General features: G+C 70.3%; 18 protein-coding genes. 2 read left to right on the forward strand and 16 right to left on the reverse strand.

Annotation, left to right across the window (positions count from 1 at the left end):
• Nucleotides 1–72: 72 nt before the first annotated feature.
• From ACQP0T_RS18225 to ACQP0T_RS18260, 8 genes are all read right to left on the reverse strand, one after another.
• The gene (locus tag ACQP0T_RS18225) at nucleotides 73–210 is read right to left on the reverse strand and encodes a hypothetical protein (protein ID WP_433869173.1); all 138 of its coding nucleotides are present in this window, start codon (nucleotides 208–210) and stop codon (nucleotides 73–75) included.
• Nucleotides 211–395: 185 nt separating this feature from the next.
• Complete coding sequence (locus ACQP0T_RS18230) at nucleotides 396–572, reverse strand: hypothetical protein (RefSeq protein WP_433869174.1); 177 nt, start codon at nucleotides 570–572, stop codon at nucleotides 396–398.
• Nucleotides 572–1147, reverse strand: coding sequence for an STAS domain-containing protein (locus ACQP0T_RS18235; protein ID WP_433869175.1), 576 nt, complete (start codon nucleotides 1145–1147; stop codon nucleotides 572–574). The genes ACQP0T_RS18230 and ACQP0T_RS18235 overlap by 1 nt, the downstream gene beginning before the upstream one ends.
• A gap of 142 nt (nucleotides 1148–1289) precedes the next feature.
• The gene (locus ACQP0T_RS18240) at nucleotides 1290–1493 is read right to left on the reverse strand and encodes a cold-shock protein (RefSeq protein WP_433869176.1); all 204 of its coding nucleotides are present in this window, start codon (nucleotides 1491–1493) and stop codon (nucleotides 1290–1292) included.
• A gap of 352 nt (nucleotides 1494–1845) precedes the next feature.
• Nucleotides 1846–2058 (reverse strand): hypothetical protein, encoded by a 213-nt coding sequence (locus ACQP0T_RS18245; protein ID WP_433869177.1) that lies wholly within the window; start codon nucleotides 2056–2058, stop codon nucleotides 1846–1848.
• 265 nt (nucleotides 2059–2323) lie between these two features.
• Nucleotides 2324–2653: a carboxymuconolactone decarboxylase family protein gene (locus ACQP0T_RS18250; protein WP_433869178.1), complete on the reverse strand. Its 330-nt coding sequence runs from the start codon at nucleotides 2651–2653 to the stop codon at nucleotides 2324–2326.
• Nucleotides 2654–2800: 147 nt separating this feature from the next.
• On the reverse strand, nucleotides 2801–3274 hold the full coding sequence (locus ACQP0T_RS18255; RefSeq protein WP_433869179.1) for a hypothetical protein: 474 nt from the start codon (nucleotides 3272–3274) through the stop codon (nucleotides 2801–2803).
• A gap of 325 nt (nucleotides 3275–3599) precedes the next feature.
• Nucleotides 3600–4163: a CGNR zinc finger domain-containing protein gene (locus ACQP0T_RS18260; protein ID WP_433869180.1), complete on the reverse strand. Its 564-nt coding sequence runs from the start codon at nucleotides 4161–4163 to the stop codon at nucleotides 3600–3602.
• Between the two features lie 82 nt (nucleotides 4164–4245).
• On the opposite strand from ACQP0T_RS18260, the gene ACQP0T_RS18265 reads away from it, so the two are divergent.
• On the forward strand, nucleotides 4246–5088 hold the full coding sequence (locus ACQP0T_RS18265; RefSeq protein WP_433873763.1) for an alpha/beta fold hydrolase: 843 nt from the start codon (nucleotides 4246–4248) through the stop codon (nucleotides 5086–5088).
• Nucleotides 5089–5198: 110 nt separating this feature from the next.
• Entirely contained in the window at nucleotides 5199–6620 is a 1422-nt protein-coding gene (gene merA, locus ACQP0T_RS18270; RefSeq protein WP_433869181.1) for a mercury(II) reductase, read from the forward strand.
• Nucleotides 6621–6879: 259 nt separating this feature from the next.
• Here the strand turns inward: merA and ACQP0T_RS18275 are convergent, their stop codons facing one another.
• From ACQP0T_RS18275 to ACQP0T_RS18310, 8 genes are all read right to left on the reverse strand, one after another.
• The gene (locus ACQP0T_RS18275; protein ID WP_433869182.1) at nucleotides 6880–7374 is read right to left on the reverse strand and encodes a lactococcin 972 family bacteriocin; all 495 of its coding nucleotides are present in this window, start codon (nucleotides 7372–7374) and stop codon (nucleotides 6880–6882) included.
• Nucleotides 7375–7602: 228 nt separating this feature from the next.
• Entirely contained in the window at nucleotides 7603–9957 is a 2355-nt protein-coding gene (locus ACQP0T_RS18280) for an FdhF/YdeP family oxidoreductase (protein WP_433869183.1), read from the reverse strand.
• Between the two features lie 60 nt (nucleotides 9958–10017).
• A complete protein-coding gene (locus tag ACQP0T_RS18285; protein WP_433869184.1) occupies nucleotides 10018–10908 on the reverse strand; it encodes a methylenetetrahydrofolate reductase in 891 nt (296 codons plus the stop codon).
• Between the two features lie 135 nt (nucleotides 10909–11043).
• A complete protein-coding gene (locus ACQP0T_RS18290) occupies nucleotides 11044–11673 on the reverse strand; it encodes an MBL fold metallo-hydrolase (protein WP_433869185.1) in 630 nt (209 codons plus the stop codon).
• Entirely contained in the window at nucleotides 11673–12755 is a 1083-nt protein-coding gene (locus ACQP0T_RS18295; protein ID WP_433869186.1) for an S-(hydroxymethyl)mycothiol dehydrogenase, read from the reverse strand. The genes ACQP0T_RS18290 and ACQP0T_RS18295 overlap by 1 nt, the downstream gene beginning before the upstream one ends.
• A gap of 85 nt (nucleotides 12756–12840) precedes the next feature.
• The gene (locus ACQP0T_RS18300) at nucleotides 12841–13461 is read right to left on the reverse strand and encodes a sarcosine oxidase subunit gamma (protein WP_433869187.1); all 621 of its coding nucleotides are present in this window, start codon (nucleotides 13459–13461) and stop codon (nucleotides 12841–12843) included.
• Complete coding sequence (locus ACQP0T_RS18305) at nucleotides 13454–16285, reverse strand: 2Fe-2S iron-sulfur cluster-binding protein (RefSeq protein ID WP_433869188.1); 2832 nt, start codon at nucleotides 16283–16285, stop codon at nucleotides 13454–13456. The genes ACQP0T_RS18300 and ACQP0T_RS18305 overlap by 8 nt, the downstream gene beginning before the upstream one ends.
• The gene (locus ACQP0T_RS18310; protein ID WP_433869189.1) at nucleotides 16282–16545 is read right to left on the reverse strand and encodes a sarcosine oxidase subunit delta; all 264 of its coding nucleotides are present in this window, start codon (nucleotides 16543–16545) and stop codon (nucleotides 16282–16284) included. The genes ACQP0T_RS18305 and ACQP0T_RS18310 overlap by 4 nt, the downstream gene beginning before the upstream one ends.
• Between the last annotated feature and the right edge of the window lie 4 nt (nucleotides 16546–16549).

The raw sequence follows: 16549 nt of genomic DNA on the forward strand, positions 1-16549 counted from the left end.
CGACGCGTCGTCAAGACTTCGCTCATGCCACAAGGATACGAAGGTTCGTGCCGCGCACGGCTGATGCGTCGATCACCGACCTCCGGGCTCGTCGGCGCTGAACGGGGTGCGCAGCGGGCGCAGGGTCTCCTCGTCCTGATCTGCGCGCCGACGCTGCGGGGCCGGGGTGGTGCGGGCCGGGCCGGGCTCGAGGAACGCCACAGGCGCCACCGGCCTCCGCCCGCGGGAGTGGTCTCCGCGGCCAGGCGGGCGCGGGTCGTGGCCGCTCCGCGGCCCGTTGCCGGGGCGGAGGGAGGTGGAGAGGTTCACAGGAAGGTCCTTTCACGAGGTCTGAGGCCCTCGGCCGCACGCATGAAGCCCACGGGTATGGCCAGTGGGGGTCAGCGGTGGGGTGGTCAGTCGGCGGCGGTGCGGAACACGCGTCCGCCCCCGTAGACGGCGAGCTGGTGGTGGGCGCGGGCGATCGCCTCGTGTTCGGTGCCGGCGATGCGCGCGGTGTGCTGGCCTTCGGCATCGGTGATCTGCCAGGCATCGTCGGACGACGTCCGCGCGATGTGGCGGCAGTGCCGCATCAGGCCATCACCGCCACGGCGTGCTGCCGAGGTGCAGGGGTCGTGGCCGTGGTGGCGAATTCGTCGCGGGGGCTGCGGGCCGGAAGTGCGCTCACTCCGGCCGCATGCAGCATGCGGTGCACGCGGGGCGCCGCGTTGACCAGGCGGAAGGGGATGTGCCGGTGGGCCGCGTAGGCGTGTGTGGCGACCAGCAGGTCGAGCCCGGCGGCGTCGATGGTGGTGGCCAGGGCCAGGTCCACGAGCGTGTCCGGTGGTCCGGTCAGCACGTGCGGCCAGAGCCACTCGGCCAGCAGGGTGACACCGTCTCCGGTGAGGTCACCATCCACCGTGAACACCGTGGACAGGGTCGTGATCAGGCTGTCGTTAGCCCGCATCGGGCTCCAATACACGTCGAAGGATCCTGTGGCCTGGCGCAACGCAGAGAGTTGCCGCTGCAGGCCGCAGGCAGAACCAAAGTTCCGGGAACCCGCCCCGTGGACCGGTGCTCGGCTCAACCGGAAGAGTGAAGAACTGGCGTGGCAGCAGGCTGCGGCCAGCCGCGTCGTTGCGCGCCCAGTGGTGGGCAGCGTCGTCACGGCGGCGAACGTGCTGCTGGACTAGATCGGCTCGGCCCGTCTCAACCGCACAGCAAGTGGTGGGTGCGGGAGCTATGCCGAAACCGCGGTCCCCCCCGGGCCCGCACCCGAGGTGCGGGCCGGGAAGGAACTCAGCGGAGTCTCAGACCGCGCGCACGAGGTCGGCCTGCGGGCCCTTGGGCCCCTGGCTGACCTCGTAGGTCACCTGCTGGTCCTCCTCGAGGGTGCGGAAGCCGCCGGCGTCGATGGCCGAGTAGTGGACGAACACGTCCGGGCCACCCTCGTTCGGAGCGATGAAGCCGAAGCCCTTTTCCGAGTTGAACCACTTCACGGTTCCGTTGATCATGTCAGTCTCCTTCGGGAGCTGGGGTATGACGGGCAACCGCACCGCGCGGAGGCCCGGGCCGGGGATCTCAGACGGCGGCTCACTCCAGCTGCGACCAAAGAAAGAAGCTCGCCTACATCAACATCCTGCGAGCATGCACACAACACGAACCCAGAAATACAACGACCACCACGCACACTACACGCCCCGCGTGCCGTCAGCACCCGGGGCGCACCGGTGGACTCACCCAGCACGCGGCTCTCGGGCGGGAGCAGATGACTCCGAGGGCCGGAAGTGCCAGCGCACGACCCCGCAGCGGGGCCGGCGCATCGTAGCCTGGACCGCGCACCACGCGCCGCGCCGAGATGACCGATCAACCCCCGGCCTCACCGGCGGCCATCGCCGGGCGCGAGCAGGCGGTGACCTCGGCGATCGCCTGACCGGAGGGCTTGACGTAGCGGCGGAGGTTCTCCGGCTTCTTGTGCCGGGACTTCGCCAGCAGCAGCGAAGCACCCTGCTCGCCAAGGTGGGTCAGCGCCGAGGGGCGGAGCTCGTGCAGATCCCACCCGGTACGGGGTCCCCGCATCGCGGTGTGGGATCCAGCAGAGCACGAGCCTGGCCGTAGGACAGCCGCGCCCACTCGGTTGCCGGGCAGTGCCGCGGGGGCCGGGAATCCTGCCGGGGCCAGCAAGGCGATGGGTGAGAAACACCGGTCCACGGGTGCGGCCCCTGAGCAGCCGGGTCGGTAGCCGGGCGGCTCCAGCATCCCAGTAGACCGTCTCCAGCACGACGTCCTCGCGCGCCTGGCCACGGCGGCGGGTCTTGGCCCGCGCGCCCTCGGCCTCCACCCCCTACTCGTCCTCGGCGATGCTCTTCATCGCTTTCCATCCGTGGGTGACCCCGCCGCCGGCGCGCAGGGCGGCGGCGACCATGACGGCTTCAGCGACATCGGCCTTGGAAGCGCCGGCCTCGACGGCGCGCTTGGCATGGTCCTCGATGCAGAACGGGCACTGCGTGGTCACCGCGACGCCGACCGCGATGAGCTCACGGGTGGCGAGATCGAGGTTGCCGGTGTTCTTGTTGAAGACGGCTTTGTCGAATCCGAAGAAGGCCGAGACCATCTCCGGTGCGGCGTCCTTGATGTCAGCCATGAACTTCGCTTCGTCGTTGTGAGAGTGCATCGTTGATCCTTTGCTGTTCGTTGTCCCTGCCTCTGGCGTCGAGGCGCAGGAGGCAGCGCTTTCCGGTCGAGTCCTGTCTGCGGAGGGCGGGCGGACCTCGGTCCGCGTTGGAGCATGGGTTGCCAATGCGTGTCTCTCCGTCGCCGATCAGCCTTGGACCGGGTTCCTGGCTGCGGTGAGTTCGGCCGTGTGAGCGGTCTGCTCTACGGCGTTGGCTCGACCGCTGAGCGCCAAGAGCGCTGCCGCGAGCAGGATTCCCGCGCCCACGATCAGCGCGGTGCTGTAACCGTCCACGAGCGGCTGCGGGGTCGGGTCCCCGCTTCCTGTGGTGACGGTGGCCGCGACCCCGGCGATGAGCATCTCGGCGTTCTGGCCGAACCCGCCTGCCAGCGACCCGAGGACGAAGACCAGGAGCCCGACTTGCAGCGTCCGCTTGCGGCCCCAGAGGTCGCCGAGCAGCAGCAGCGCGCCGAAGGCGAGGATGTAACCGTTGACGATCCAGGGCAGACGGACGGGATCGACGCCCAACGCCTGCTGAATGCTCGGCAGCGCGATAGTCACGATCGAGTCGTCCAACACCAGCATCAATTGCGCGGTGGCGATCACCAACAGCGGGATCAACCCGCCTCGCGGTGCTGTCCTCGTTGTCACACCCTCTCCTACGCGTCTCCAGGACGTCCGTTCCGGGCTCGTACCCCTAGGGGGTAGGGGTACCAGTCAGCGATGTCCGCGTCAATCCGGCGAGGCGAAGAGCACAGTCGGCGACGACGGCACTCGGCCGCAGGCCAGGAAGCGAGCTGAAACTTCCGCCACCGATGCCGGAAGGGCCCTGATAGTCCCGCAGCATGCGACGGAGGACAGTCGCGAACGTCTGCACCCCCGGCGGCGACAGGCCGCTGAGCGCCCTCGCGCCTGAGCCGGGCGGAACACCCCCAGGGCGTTTCGGCTATCCGGCCTTGTGGCGCTGGTAGTGCCGGGCGACGCGGGCTCGGTTGCCGCAGCGGGTGGCCGAGCACCAGCGGCGGCGCGAGTGAGCCGGCAGGAACAGCAGCACGCAGTCATCGGCCGCGCACTCGCGGATCTTGGCGACCGCTGGATCGGACAGCAGGTCGGCGGCGGCTTCGGCGAGCCAGCCCGCCACGCACGTTCCGGGCGGGCCGATGCGTCGTCGGGCGCCAGTGGTGGTCGACCCGTTCCAGCTCAGTTCGTTGACGAGGGGCGCGGCGCCCTGCGCGCGATTGAGCGGTTCGAGGTCGGCCTCGTCGGGACGTTCGCCCCGGCGAACGCGGGCGAGGGCGCCGGCCGTGTGCTCGCGGATCGCCCGGACGTCGGCCAGGTCCTCCTCGGTGAGCTGAGCGGACACCTCGCACGCCTCCGGGAGCCGATCACCTTGAAGCCTGAGCCAGGAACGCAGCTCGTCGAGCGTGGTGAGCAGATCACCCGTGACCGGACGGGTGTTGACGAGGTCCAACGCCAGCGGCTCGCCGACGAGCGGGGTTCCATCAGACATGGGCTAATGCTACCTCGCTCCTTGACGCATTAGCACGTATCGCGTACGTACTAATGCATCAACGAACCAAGAAAGGATTAGCATGACGTTCGCTCGGATCACGCGCACCGCTCACCGGCACGTCGAGGTCGACGGCGTCCGCGTCTTCTACCGCGAGTCACTGCCGGACCGGGCGGAGGCGCCGGTGCTGCTGCTCCTGCACGGCTTCCCCTCGGCCTCGCACCAGTTCCGCCGCCTCATCGACGTCCTCGGAGCGCACTACCGGCTGATCGCCCCGGACCTGCCCGGGTTCGGCCACACCGAGACCCCGGATGGCTTCGTCTTCTCCTTCGACCGGCTCGCCGAGGTCATCGACGGCTTCGTCCAGCAGCTCGGACTGGACCGGTTCGTCATGTACGTCTTCGACTACGGCGCCCCCACGGGCTTCCGCCTCGCCGAACGCCACCCGAGTGGATCGCCGGACTGGTCGTGCAGAACGGCAACGCCTACGAGGAGGGGCTCTCCGAGCTCGCCCGCGACGTGCTCACCCAACACCCCGACGACCCGGGCGCCGAGGACACCCTGCGGGACCTCCTCACCCCGGCCACCACGCGCGGCCAGTACGAGACCGGTGTGGCCGCGCCCGAACTCATCGCCCCGGACGGCTGGATCCTGGACCAGTACTTCCTCGACAAGCCGGAGCGCCAGCGCGCACAGCTGTCGCTGCTCTTCGACTACCACTCCAACATCGAGCGCTACGAGCGCTGGCAGGCCTGGCTGCGCGAGCACACCCCGCCCGCGCTCATCACCTGGGGCAGCAACGACCCGTTCTTCCCCGAACCCGGCGGCCGCGCCTACCTGCGCGACCTGCCCGATGCCGAACTCCACCTCTTCGACACCGGCCACTTCGCCCTCGAAGACCACCTGGGCCAGATCGCGCCGCTGATCGCCGACTTCCTCGACCGCACCTGGCGGTAGTCGCGTCCAGCCGGTCGGCGGACCACTCCGCACCAGGCCGGCAGCGCGGCCTGACCACCACCTCCCCCGGAGCACGTGATGCACAGCACCAGCCACCTCCAGAACTACGACCTCGCGGTCATCGGAGCCGGATCTGCGGCCAAGGCCGCAGCGACGGAAGCGCGACGGCGCGGCAAGTCGGTCGCCATGGTGGAGCGAGCCGATCCCGGTGGCACCTGCCTCAACGTCGGGTGCATCCCGTCGAAGAGCCTGCTCGCCGCGGCCGAGGCGCGGAAATCGGCCCAGAACAGCAGCTTCCCCGGCATCCCGACCTCAGCCGGACCTGCCGACCTGCCACCGCTGGTCGCAGCCAAGGACGCGTTCATCCGCGAACGGCGCGAAGAAGACCACGTCAAAGGAACCGAGCAGGCGGGAATCGATCTCCTGCGCGGCACGGCGTCGTTCTCGCCCTCCGGGCAGGAACGTCCCGCGCTGGTCGTCACCGGGCAGGACGGTGCGCAGACGCGGATCTCTGCGGAGCACGTCCTCATCGGCACCGGTGCCGAGCCGCTGATCCCCGACATCCCCGGCCTCGGCGACGTCGACCACCTGACGTCGGCGAGCGCCATGTCGCTGGACCGGGTCCCCGAGTCGCTGCTCGTGATCGGCGGAAATGCGATCGGTCTGGAGCAAGCCCAGTTGTTCGCCCGCCTGGGAGCCAGGACCACCGTCGTGGAACTGGCCCCGCGCATCGCCCCGTTCGAGGACCCGTCCCTGTCCGCGGCCTTGCAGCGGGCGCTGGCCGAGGAAGGGGTCGAGTTCCTGACCGGCACGACGCTGACCGGCGTGCAGTCGGCCGGGAGGGGGGTCCTCGCCGAGCTGACCGCCGACAGCGACCAGCGAGAGGTGTCGGCGGAGAAGATCCTGATCGCTACCGGGCGACGCCCGGCCACCGACGGGCTGAACCTCGCAGCCGTCGACGTGGAGCTGGGCTCGCGCGGTGAGGTCCTCGTCGACGAGCACCTGCGCACCACCCATCCGCGGATCTGGGCAGCGGGAGACGTCACCGGACAGCGGCAGTTCGTCTACGTGGCCGGCGCCCAGGGCGTCGCGGCCGTGTCCAACATGTTCGGCGACAGCCCCCGGGCGCTGGACTACACCGCCGTTCCCCGGGTGACCTTCACCTCGCCCGCCATCGCATCGGTCGGCCTGACTCCGCGCGAAGCGGAGGCAGCGGGACGGCCGTGCGAAATCCGCGAGTTGCCGCTCGCCTTCGTGCCCAGGGCCATGGTCAACCAACGCACCAGCGGCCTGCTGAAGTTGGTGTCCGAGCCAGAAGGAGGGCGGATCCTGGGCGTGCACATGGTGGGCGAGGAGGCCGGGGAGGTGATCACGGCGGCTACGTACCTGCTCTCGGCGGGCTTCACCGTCGAGCAGCTGGCCGGTACCTGGGCCCCGTTCCTCACGATGGCCGAATCGCTGCGCATCACGGCCCAAGCACCGCCTGTTGTGCGCGAGTGACGACCCAAGCACGAAAACGGCCATGCCAAGCCCGACCCCACGATACTGCTGGTTGACGAGCAAGAGCGGACAGCGCGGGCAACGCGACCCCGCGCACGCCTCCGTCCACGCCCGCCCCGGCCCGGGAGCGCGGCACGACGTGCGTCCAGTGCGCGGTCGGGGTGACCGAGTTCGAGGGCTTGGACGGCCAGTGCGCGCAGGGCGCCGGCTGTGCCGAGCCGGGTCGCCGGCGGCCTGGTCTGGCCGCCGGCGGCCGGGATCACTTGCGCCAGTACGTCTTACACGTCGCCGTGGTGTACTCGGTGAGCCGTGCGCTCGATACCGCGCCCGGGCCGACCCAGTCGGAGTCTTCCCTGCCGTCCATCGAGACCGACGAGCCGTGGGCGACGGTGTCGTGCTGGTACTGCGAGTAGCAGCTCTTCTGCCCGATGGCGTTCCGCGTGGAGCCGTAGCTCCAGATGCCGCCACCGACTTCCTCCACGGCCCGCGCTCCCACGCCGTCGGCGGTGCCGTCGACGACGATTTCGCCCACGCCGGTGTACTCGACCCAGCCGCCGTCAGCCGTCACGCCCTGCGCGATGATGCGGATACCGGACTGCTCGGCGGTGTGGTCGGAACCGTCGGCGGCGGCAGCGCCAGTCGCGAAGACCGTGCCGGCTAAGGCGGTCGTGACACCGAGGGCGACCGTCATCATGCGTGGGAATCGGTTCATCGTCTTCGTCTCCTCGTGCTCGATCTGGGATCTTCCAGCCATCTCAGCGTAGGGGGATCATTTCGCGACATTCCCGACTGAAGGGACGATTCCGAATCGTCCGAACGGCCTCATGCCGTCACCCTTCTCGGCGTACCGGCGGGTCGGGACCGCGGCAGATCCCGCCGCGTTGCACGCGGCGGACGGAGGCACCAGCGATGGGCTCGCGATCGTCCTTGCGCGGGTCCCCAGTCGAAGATGTCGGCCGCTCGGCGTTGAAGCGAAGACCGTTCAGCGGCCCCAGGTCGACGACGTAGATCCGCTCGCCGCAGCGGGGACCAGGCGGACGATGACCCATTTCGAGGTGGGGGTGCCGGACCCGAGTGCTTGGGAGTCCAGGGGGATCAGCGGGTTCGTCTCGGGGTAGTAGGCGGCCACGCAGCCAGGGGGCGTGTCGTAGGCGACGAGGCGGAACCGCTTCGCACATCGTTCGTCGATCGTGCCATCGCGTTGCGGCCATTCGGAGATGATGTCGACGTGGTCGCCGTCGGCGAGCCCCTGGTCGTGCAGATCGAACTCGTTGATGAACAGCACCCTCCGGCCTGATCGGATGCCGCGGTAGCGGTCGTCGAGGCCGTAGATCGTGGTGTTGAACTGGTCGTGGCTGCGAAGCGTTTGCAGGACCAGCCGGCCCTCCGGCACGGTCACGATTTCCAGAGGACTCACCGAGAAGACCGCTTTGCCCTCGGGCGTCGGGAACGAACGCGAGTCCCGAGGCGGGTGCGGCAGCGTGAATCCCGCGTGGCGCCGGATCTTGTCGTTGAAATTCTCGAAACCGGGGATCACGCGCGCCACCCGGTCCCGGACGCGGGAGTAGTCACGAGCGAACTCCTGCCACGGGATACCGTACCGGTCACCGAGCGTGGCGTGAGCGATGCCGCACAATATATCCACTTCGGACCTCAGCAGCGGGCCTGCCGGTTCCGCCCGGCCACGTGAGGCGTGGACCACCGACATCGAGTCCTCGACGGTGACGCGTTGCTCCACCCCTGCGGTGCGGTCGATCTCCGTGCGCCCCAGCGCGGGCAGGATCAGCGCATCCCGGCCCGCGGCGAGGTGACTGCGGTTGAGCTTGGTCGAGACCTGCACGGTGAGCGCGGCCGAGCGTAGCGCGGACTCGGTCACGGCGGTGTCGGACATCGCCGAGGCGAAGTTCCCGCCGAGGCCGATGAACACCCGCGCCCGCCCGTCGCGGAGCGCGCGCACCGCGTTGGCCGCGTCGTGGCCGTGCTCGCGAGGCGGCTCGAAGCCGAACTCGTCCCGCAGCGCGTCGAGGAACCAGTCGGGAGACCGCTCCCAGATGCCCATGGTGCGGTCGCCCTGGACGTTCGAGTGCCCGCGCACCGGGCACAGACCTGCCCCTTCCTTGCCGATCATGCCTTGGAGCAGGGCGACGTTGACCATCTCCTTGATGGTCGCCACCCCGTTGCGGTGCTGGGTGATTCCCATGGCCCAGCAGTGCACGATCCGACGGGACGTGGCCAGCATGTGCGCGGCGGAGCCGATCTCCGCTCGGGTCAGGCCGGTCGCGGTGAGGACCTGGTCCCAGTCGAGGTCTCGGACGTGCTTCTCCCAAGCCTCGAATCCGACGGTGTGGGCGTCGATGAACTCCCGGTCGATCACCTGGCCCGGATTCTCGTCGTCGGCTCGGAGCAGCAGGTGCGCGAATGCTCGCCACAACGCGAGGTCACCGTTGGAGCGGATCTGCAGGTACTCGTCGGCGAGGCTGGTGCCCTTGGTGAGCCCGCGGGGGGTCTGCGGGTTGTCGAACCGCAGCAGTCCCGGTTCCTTCAGCGGGTTGATCGCCAGGATGCGGGCACCGTTGCGCTTGGCCTTCTCCAGCGCGGACAACATCCGCGGATGGTTGGTCCCCGGGTTCTGCCCGGACACGATGATCAGGTCGGCGTCGTGGAGGTCCTGCAGGGTCACCGATCCCTTGCCCACGCCTGTGGTTTGCGCGAGCGCGACGGAGGTCGACTCGTGGCACATGTTCGAGCAGTCGGGCAGGTTGTTCGTCCCGAAGGCGCGGGCGAACAGCTGGTAGACGAAAGCGGCTTCGTTCGAGGCGCGACCGGAAGTGTAGAACTCCGCTTCGTCGGGCGAGTCCAGCGCGGCCAGGTGCCGGGCGATCAGCGCGAACGCGGCGTCCCAGGAGATCGGCTCGTAGTGGTCCGCTCCGTCGCGGCGGACCATCGGATGCACCAGCCGACCTTGCCGTTCCAGCCAGTGATCGGTCCGTTGGTACAGCTCGGAAATGGGGTGGACTGCGAAGAAATCCGGACCGACGGTCTCGCGTTGGCCTTCCCAGGAAACGGCCTTCGCACCGTTTTCGCAGAACTCCGCGGTGTGGCGGTGGTCCTGCGGATCCGGCCAGGCGCACGACATGCAGTCGAATCCCTGCTCCTGGTTCAGCGCCAGGAGGTTCTTGGCGGACTTCACCAGTCCCATCTGCTTGACGGCCCGGGTCAGCGAAACCTGCACCGCTTTGATCCCAGCGGCGTGCTTCGTCGGCCTGCCGACGCGAATCCGGGCCTCCTCCTCGTCGACGGGTGGTCCAGCACAACCTCGGGAGGTGTCTTGGGTCATGGGTCCTCGGATCGGTCTGGTCGGCCGGGCTGGTGTCGGGCGGGGGCGGACGCGGGCGTCTCAGGACAAGCGGGTCAGCCAGCGCTGCCGCCAACGCTCCGTGCCCGCGACGTCGTTGAAGGTGAACAGGTGGAAGCCGCCGAGGTTGCTGCCGGGGCAGGCGATCTGGTCGCCCACGCCGCGAACCAGCTTGTCCGGGCGATAGCCACCGGGAAGGAAGAACCGCCAGAACAGGGCGGACTGCTTGGCCAGGAAGCGGGCAGATTGCCCCAGTCCCAGTCCTGCCGACACGCGAACGAGCTTCTGGCGGTTGATCGCCCCGGGCAGGCCCACGCGGATCGGCGTCCGCACCCCCGCAGCTTGCAGTCTCCGGGCCCAGCGCAGGGTGGTGCCCGCATCGAAGCACAGCTGGGTGATGATCTCGTCCGCGTAACCGGTTTTGCGCCGCAGCGCTTCCTCCATCACGTCATCGCGGATCGTGCCGTGGCCCTCCGGATATCCCGCGATGCCGACGTTGGCGAAGGCGTGGCCGTCCTCGTCGAGGGCGGCCAGCAGGCTCAGCGCGTCGGGGAAGTCACCGGCCGGTTCGGCGGCGTCCCCGCCGATGACGAAGACGCGGTCCACACCGGACTCCTGCAGCCGCGCGGCGAGCTCGCCCAGCTCCGCGCGGTCCCGGACGAGCCGGGCGGCCAGGTGCGGCGCGGCCGTGTAGCCGTTCTTGACCAGCCGGACGGCGAGATCAACGGTGGCTTCCAGCCCTCGGGCCTCGGTCGTGGTGACCGTCAGCGGCACGTCCTGCGGCACGTGGTCGAGCACCTTGTCCTCGGTGCTGCGGAAGGGCAGGACCTCGTAGGTGGCGTTGCGCAGGGCCTCGGCCAGGGCCGCCTTGCGGCGCGACGCCGCGGACGGCCCGTCGTCGTCCGATCTCGGGGACCAATGCGGAGATGCCATCGAAGCACCACTTCCCGTTCTTCCGTTCGGCTGCCGGTCCGGTTCCGCACTCGGCGGCGTTCGGTCCCAGCCGCGACGAGGCCGGCCGGGACGGGGCGCGTCCCCCATCGGATTCGGACGCGCCCCCGGGAAATCTCAGTACCCCCGCGCGACCCAGTCGTCGAACTGCGGCACGACCTCGCCGATCGTCGTCCCCGGCCCGTGCCCTGGGCGAACCTTGGTCCGCCCAGGCAGCGGCAGGAGCCGGTCCCGGATGGACGTCAGGATCGTGCCGAAGTCCGAGAAGGACCGCCCGGTCGCCCCGGGCCCGCCGGCGAACAGCGTGTCACCGGTGAACACCGTCCCGAGGTCCGGGCAGTAGAAGCACACCGAACCGGGCGAGTGCCCCGGGGTGTGCAGCACCTTCAGCCCGGCGCGCCCGATCCGGAAGACCTGCCGGTCGGCGAGGAGCTTGTGCGGTTTCCTCGCCGGATGGGTGAGCTCCCACAGCGGCAGGTCGTCGGGGTGCAGGTACACCCCCGCCCCGACGGCCTCGGCGAGGTCCGGAGCGACCCGGATGTGGTCGTCGTGGGCGTGGGTGGCCAGCACGGCCAGCACCTCGCGGCCCGCTACGAGTTCGCGGACCGCCTCGACGTCGTGCGGGGCGTCGATGACCACGCACCGCTGGTCGTCGCCGACGACCCAGATGTTGTTCTCGACGTCGTGCACCTCGCCGTCCAGCGAGAACTTGCCCGTCGCGGTGGCTTGATCGACGCGGAGGCCCATCAGAACGTCACCACCGAGCGCAGCACTTCGCCGCGGTGCATCTTCGCGAACGCGTCTTCGACGCCGTCGAGGGGGATCTCCTCGCTGACGAACTTCTCCAGCGGCAACCGGCCCTGCCGGTACAGCTCGGTGAGCATCGGGAAGTCCCGTTCCGGCAGGCAGTCGCCGTACCAGCTGGACTTCACCGCGCCGCCGCGGGCGAAGACGTCCAGCAGCGGCAGCTCCAGCCGCATCTGCGGGTCGGGCACGCCGACGAGCACGACGGTGCCCGCCAAATCGCGGGCGTAGAAGGCCTGCTCGAACGTCGCGGGCACGCCGACGGCGTCGACGACCAGGTCGGCGCCGTGGCCACCGGTGAGCTCGCGGATCGCTTCGACGGGGTCGGCCTCACCGGCGTCGACGGTGTGGGTGGCACCGAATCCGCGCGCCCACTCCAGCTTGACCGGGTCCTTGTCGACCGCGATGACTCGCCGCGCTCCGGCCATCGCCGCTCCCGCCACGGCCCCGTCGCCGACACCACCGCAGCCGATGACGGCCACGGAATCGCCGGGACCGGCTTGACCGGTGTTGACGGCGGCGCCGATGCCGGCCATCACGCCGCAACCGAGCAGCCCGGCCACGGCCGGCCGCGCTGCGGGGTCGACCTTGGTGCACTGCCCGGAGTGGACCAGGGTCCGCTCGGCGAATCCCCCGATCCCCAGCGCGGGCGATAGCGGGGTGCCGTCCGCCAGCGTCATCGGCTGCGCGGCGTTGTGCGTGGCGAAGCAGTACTGCGGGCGACCGCGCTTGCAGGCCCGGCAGGTTCCGCACACCGCGCGCCAGTTCAGCACGACGAAATCGCCCGGCTCGACGTTCCGCACGCCCTCGCCGACCGCGTCGACGACCCCGGCCACCTCGTGACCGAGCAGGAACGGGAATTCGTCGTTGATCCCGCCTTCGCGGTAATGCAGGTCGGTGTGGCAGACGCCGCAGGCCTGCACCTGCACGACCGCCTCACCCGGGCCCGGGCCGGGCACGTGGATCGTGGTGACCTCGACCGGCTTTCCCTTGCCGGTGGCCACGACTGCGCGCACTTCGGTCACTTGCTGCTCCAGTTCGTCCGTTGCGTTTCGGGGATTGGGCTGCCCGCCCGGGGGGAAGAAGGGGGCGGGAGCCGCTGAGGTACCGCTACCCGTGTCTCCCGGACGCGGCATGCGGGACCGCTTCGCGGTATTCGGCTGCGGCGTCGGACAGCCAGTCGGCGAGGTAGCGCGCGAAGGAAGCGCGCACGAAGATCCAGTAGCTCGGCAGCTCGGCGTCGCGGCACAGCAGCACGACGCCGGCGCGCGCCAGCGAGGTTTGCGCGCACTGGTCCGGACCGAAGGCACGCCGGTGCAGGTCGAGCGCACAGCCCTTGGCCAGCAGCTCGCGGGAGCTCGGTCCGGACACCGCGATGATCGTGCGGTGCGCCGAGACGTCCACGACGGCGCCGTGCTCGTCCTCCAGCGCCTCGGACAGAGTGTCCTGGATGGACTTCGCGCCGCCTTCCGGACCGACCAGCAGCCATTCGTCCGGTCCGAGCCACAGCACGGTCAGCCGGTCGGTGTGCGCGACCTGCCCTGCCTGGTTGGGCAGCATCACGCCGAGCGCGGTGCCGATGCGCTCCGCCGCCGGGCCCTTCGGGTCGACCCGGAGGACGACCTGGGCGGTGAAGGCCACTTCGGACAAGCGCACCGAGCCCGGCGCCGAGGCGCGGGCGAATACGTCGGCGTGCGCGGCCAGCGGGGATTCGCCGTACAGCTCAGCCATCGCGGCGCGTTCCTTCCTCGTCGTAGAACACGGGCTCGGTGATCTCGAGCGGGACCAGGCGGTCGCCGACGTGGCCGTAGATCGTCTGCCCGATGCGCTCGCGCCCGCTCTTGACCAGGGCGAGGGCGAACGGCCTGTCGAGCGCGGCGCTGCGGTAGCTGGAGGTGACGTGCCCGAGCATCGGCACGGGCGGTTCGGGCAGCTCGGCGCCGTCCACCAGTTGCGAGCCCTCCGGCACGACCGCGGCCCCCTCTGGCGGGAGCAGGCCGACGAGGTGCTTGCGGTCGGCGCGGCGGGTGTCCGGGCGGTCGAAGGACCGCTTGCCGAGGAAGTCGTCCTTCTTCTTCGACACCGCCCAGCTCATTCCGAGATCGTGCGGGGTCACCGTGCCGTCGGTGTCCTGGCCGACGATCGGGAACCCCTTCTCCGCGCGCAGGACGTGCATCGTCTCGGTGCCGTACGGGGTGATGTCCCACGGTGCACCGGCGTCGATGAGCGCCTCCCACACCTCGCGTCCGTGCCACCAGGGCACGTTGATCTCGAAGGCCAGCTCGCCGGAGAAGCTGATCCGGCACACCCGCGCCCGGCGGCCCGCGACCACCCCGTCCCGCCAGGACATGAACGGGAAGCTCTCGTTGTCCAGGTCCATGTCCGGCGCCGCCCGGGACAGCACGTCGCGCGAGCGCGGGCCGGCCAGCGCGATGGTGGCCCAGTGCTCGGTCACGGACGTGAGGTGCACGCGCAGGTGGGTCCACTCGGTCTGCAGCCAGTCCTCCAGCCACTCGAGCACCCCGGCCGCGCCGCCGGAGGTCGTGGAGAGCAGGTAGCGGTGCTCGCCGGTGCGCATCACCGTGCCGTCGTCGAAGACCATGCCGTCGGCGGTGCACATCAGCCCGTACCGAATGCGGCCGACCCGCAGCGTGCTCATCTTGTTGGTGTAGACGAGGTCCAGGAACTCGGCGGCATCGGGCCCCTGCACGTCGATCTTGCCCAGGGTGGACACGTCCTGCATGCCCACTCCGGTGCGGACGGCGCGGCATTCGCGCAGCACGGCGTCTTCCATGCTCTCGCGGTCGTGCGGGTAGTACCAGGGCCGCTTCCACTGACCGACGTCCTCGAACGGCGCGCCTCGCTCGACGTGCCAGTCGTGCACGGCGGTCACGCGGATCGGGTCGTAGAGGTCGCCGCGGTCCCGGCCGGCCAGTGCCGCGAAGGAGACCGGCGTGTAGGGCGGGCGGAACGTGGTGGCACCGACCTCGGCGAGCTCGGCGCCGAGCAGCTCCGCGATGATCCCCGACGACAGCGTCCCGGAGGTCTTGCCCTGGTCGTGCCCGGTGCCGATCGTGGTGAAGCGCTTGATGTGCTCCACCGAGGTCATCCCCGCCCCGATCGCCTTGCGGAGGTCGGCCACCGTGGCGTCGCGGGCGAGGTCGACGAACTGCTCGACTTCGGCCTCCGGCCCGGTGGGCGGCAACCACGTGGGCTGCGGCGCCACGCCCGGGCCGGAGAGCGCGGTGGGCACCTCGGCGACGTCGGCTTCGAACCCGGCGGCCCGCGCCGCGTCGCTGCCTGCCTCCGCACCGGTGCGCAGGCAGTCTGCCGTGGCGAAGGTGCCCGCGGCAGCGCCGGCCGGGCGAGTGCCGAGCGCGCCGCGGCCGGGGAGGAACGCTCCGAGCTCCGGTGCGTAGCGCAAGGTGCCGCGCGCCTGGCTGTGCAGGTGCACCGCAGGGTTCCAGCCCCCGGATACCAGCAGCAGGTCGCAGTCGATCCCCGATGGAGGCTCCACGTCGGAACCCGGCAACCGCTCGATGTCCACGGCGGACACCCGATCGACGCCCGACGTGCCGCCCACGGCGCACCCGGTGAGGATCGGGATGCCCCGCTCGACGCACCGGGAGGCCCACACCGTCGGCACCACCGGGCGGACGTCCACCACCGCGGCGATCTCGACCCCCGCGTCGTGCAGGTCGACGGCGGCGGCGTAGGCGCTGTCGTTGGTCGTGAACACGACGGCGCACCGGCCCGGCAGCACCCCGTAGCGGTGCAGGTAGGTCCGCGCCGATCCGGCCAGCATCGTGCCGGGGCGGTCGTTGCCCGGGAAGACCAGCGGACGCTCGTGCGCGCCGGTCGCGTGCACCACCTCGCGGGCCCGGATGTGCCAGACCCGCTGGCGGGTGAAGGCGTCCTCCCCTCGGTCCTCCAGCGCGACCAGGTAGTTGTCGTCGTAGTGCCCGAACACCGTCGTGCGCGGCAGGACCGCTGCGTCCGGTGTGGACTCCAGCTCGGAGACCACCCGCCGGATCCAGCGCCGGGCCGGGGCTCGGTCGAGCTCGTCGCCGCTGCCCAGGAGGCTGCCGCCGAATTCGGTCCCGGCGTCGGCGACGATCACGCGCGCACCGCTGCGTGCGGCGGACAACGCCGCGGCCAGGCCCGTGGGCCCGGCACCGACGATCAGCACGTCGCAGTGCGCGTTGGTCGAGTCGTAGCGGGCCGGGTCCGGTTCGGTGGCCAGCCGGCCCTGCCCGGGCAGTCCGGTGGCCTCCAGCCCGTCGCGCAGCTCGACCGTGGTCGCGGTGAGCATCGGCTCCGGGAACGGCTTGTCGAGCTGCACCAGCGCGTTCGGCTCTTCCGGCCCGGCGGTCATGATCCCGCGCGGGCGGCCGTACTTGATGCTCGTGGTGACCTGGTGGACGCCGTTGGCCAGCAGCGCGGAAGCGAGGGTGTCCCCCGCGTAACCGGTGTAGTCGCACCCGTCGAAGCGGAAGCGCAGCGGACGGCCCCGGTCGATGCGACCACCTTCAGGCAGCCTGAACTCGTTGCTCACTTCGTCACCGTCCTCGCCGCGGGGTGGATCTCGTTGGTGGCGGTATCCCGGTGAAGGGTGAACCAGCGGCGGCAGCCGACCTGGTGCATCCACCGCTCGGCGAACACGCCCTTCGGATTGGCGCGGTAGAAGAGGAATCGTGACCAGTCTTCATCGGACAGGGCATGCGGATCGGCCGGGTAGGCCACGCCCGCCTGGCCACCGTAGTGGAACTCGGTCTCGTCTCGCGGCCCGCACCACGGGCAGGGGATGAGCATCATCGCA

The organism is Saccharopolyspora sp. CA-218241, from assembly GCF_050954615.1.
Lineage (GTDB): Bacteria > Actinomycetota > Actinomycetes > Mycobacteriales > Pseudonocardiaceae > Saccharopolyspora > Saccharopolyspora cebuensis.

Coding starts and splice junctions, on each gene's coding strand:
- ACQP0T_RS18290 (WP_433869185.1), bottom strand. CDS start 11,673: ATGGGCCTCCGCGTCGATCAAGCCACCGCGACGGGCAAGTTCTCGCTG.
- ACQP0T_RS18245 (WP_433869177.1), bottom strand. CDS start 2,058: ATGCGGGGACCCCGTACCGGGTGGGATCTGCACGAGCTCCGCCCCTCG.
- ACQP0T_RS18240 (WP_433869176.1), bottom strand. CDS start 1,493: ATGATCAACGGAACCGTGAAGTGGTTCAACTCGGAAAAGGGCTTCGGC.
- ACQP0T_RS18280 (WP_433869183.1), bottom strand. CDS start 9,957: ATGACCCAAGACACCTCCCGAGGTTGTGCTGGACCACCCGTCGACGAG.
- ACQP0T_RS18260 (WP_433869180.1), bottom strand. CDS start 4,163: ATGTCTGATGGAACCCCGCTCGTCGGCGAGCCGCTGGCGTTGGACCTC.
- merA (WP_433869181.1), top strand. CDS start 5,199: ATGCACAGCACCAGCCACCTCCAGAACTACGACCTCGCGGTCATCGGA.
- ACQP0T_RS18230 (WP_433869174.1), bottom strand. CDS start 572: ATGCGGCACTGCCGCCACATCGCGCGGACGTCGTCCGACGATGCCTGG.
- ACQP0T_RS18250 (WP_433869178.1), bottom strand. CDS start 2,653: ATGCACTCTCACAACGACGAAGCGAAGTTCATGGCTGACATCAAGGAC.
- ACQP0T_RS18275 (WP_433869182.1), bottom strand. CDS start 7,374: ATGGCTGGAAGATCCCAGATCGAGCACGAGGAGACGAAGACGATGAAC.
- ACQP0T_RS18310 (WP_433869189.1), bottom strand. CDS start 16,545: ATGATGCTCATCCCCTGCCCGTGGTGCGGGCCGCGAGACGAGACCGAG.
- ACQP0T_RS18300 (WP_433869187.1), bottom strand. CDS start 13,461: ATGGCTGAGCTGTACGGCGAATCCCCGCTGGCCGCGCACGCCGACGTA.
- ACQP0T_RS18265 (WP_433873763.1), top strand. CDS start 4,246: ATGACGTTCGCTCGGATCACGCGCACCGCTCACCGGCACGTCGAGGTC.
- ACQP0T_RS18285 (WP_433869184.1), bottom strand. CDS start 10,908: ATGGCATCTCCGCATTGGTCCCCGAGATCGGACGACGACGGGCCGTCC.